1 pseudogene is annotated in these 1614 nt (G+C 45.7%); it reads left to right on the top strand.

Annotated elements, in window-relative coordinates:
• Nucleotides 1–862, top strand: a pseudogene (locus JO375_RS25015) (contractile injection system protein, VgrG/Pvc8 family); the annotation flags it as partial.
• Nucleotides 863–1614 lie beyond the last annotated feature (752 nt).

The raw sequence follows: 1614 nt of genomic DNA, 5'->3' as shown, positions 1-1614 counted from the left end.
CAGCCGAATGTGAAGGTATGGCAACATGTGCAAGGTAGCGGCGTAGAAATGTCTGAGCAAGAACTAACCCTGTCCACCTCTGGGGAATTTTCGATTACACTGCATGAAGTTAACGGCATCACCATCAACAGTCCGGGGAATGTGCAGATTCAGGGTGGTCACGTGAAGCTTGATGCAGGTGAGGAACTTTCGCTCGAAGCTGGAACGGCGCTGTATCTGAAAGGCGGAGCCAGCAGCATGGTACTGGATGGTGAGACAGATACCAAGGCTCCAGTGATTTATCAGGAAGGTACGGTGAAGGCACCTGTTTTCGTTGCCGACCTCCCTCCTGTACCTGAGCCGCCACTCATGAGCATAAAGGCATATGAAGCAGCGCAATCAGCAGCCAAGGATTCATCTAGCAGCCAAGCCTCTACCCCTAAAGCAAAAGTCACCAGTCCAGCGAAGCTTCAACAAGCGAATGCCTTGATGGGGACAGAATCCAAGCTATTAGGCTCCATTCCGGTGATAGGGAAAGTGGTTGGCGTTGCTGTGGGAGTGCTAAGTGGACCTGCAGCGGGTTTGATTCTGAGAGCAACCGCAGCGATCCCTGTTCGGAGCAAGGGAACCCCTACCGTTGGAGGCAGTAAGGGGAACGGCATTCATCCGTTGAAACACTTGGCTGGTCTAGCATTACAAGGGTTAATTACTCAGTATGAACATGAGCAAGCGAGACATGCCTACTATAGCAAATGGATTCTGGGGAAAGTGTATACAAGCGCACGTCAAATAGTACATTCCGGCAGCCGATTAGAGCTGATCCAAAACTTGCTGACAACATCGAAAACCATGGTTCATGCCTATCAACAGGTACCTAAAAGTGTTAAAGATAGAATGCTGAGGGAATATAAAGAACAAGAAAAAGCAAGGGCTGAAGCTGCTCTTAAAGCAGAAAAAGAAGCTAGAGCTAAAGCCCTTAAAGCAAAAAAAGAAGCTGCACCACCAGAGCTTACAGAGGAAGAATACGAAAAGATCTATCAGGATTATCGAAGGAACATATATACCGAAGACCGTAGGCCCAAACTTAAACCGGGGAGTTATCGAGGAGAAGATGGTGTTGTACGTACTAGTGACGGTAAACCCGATCTCCAATACTATAGTGAATGGAAACATAATTATCCCGAAGATGATGATTTCTTCATGCAAACTAGGAAGCAAGGTATAACCGAAGAAGAAAAAAGGTGGATGTTCTATGCTATTACCATAGAAAACCCTCTTATAATTGAAGGTCGAGGGGGTGTGGACAATACTGAAGAATTAGAGGGGATACTTTCACAACTAGGTAGAGGAAAAGGGCTCTTTAGTATTTCTTCTGGAGTAAGTGCAAAAGCAAGAGTCCAGAAAATATTAGCGGAACAAGAAATAGAAGCTACAACAACGAAAAACCAATATAAACAACAGGATCAGCAGGCAAGGGAAATTAGTATTTCTTCTGGAGCAAGTGCACAAGCAAGAGTCAAGGAGATATTAGAGAGACAAGAAATAGAAGCTAGAGAAAACATAGCTACACAAACTCCCGAATCCAAAGGCTACAAACCACAACCAAATGAAAGAACAACAGCTGAGGGGACGGGT

Origin of the sequence: Paenibacillus farraposensis (genome assembly GCF_020736845.1) — a bacterium.
GTDB classification, from domain to species: domain Bacteria; phylum Bacillota; class Bacilli; order Paenibacillales; family Paenibacillaceae; genus Paenibacillus; species Paenibacillus farraposensis.
The sequence above is the reverse complement of the archived record's forward strand: the minus strand, read 5'-3'. Positions and strand labels throughout refer to the sequence as shown.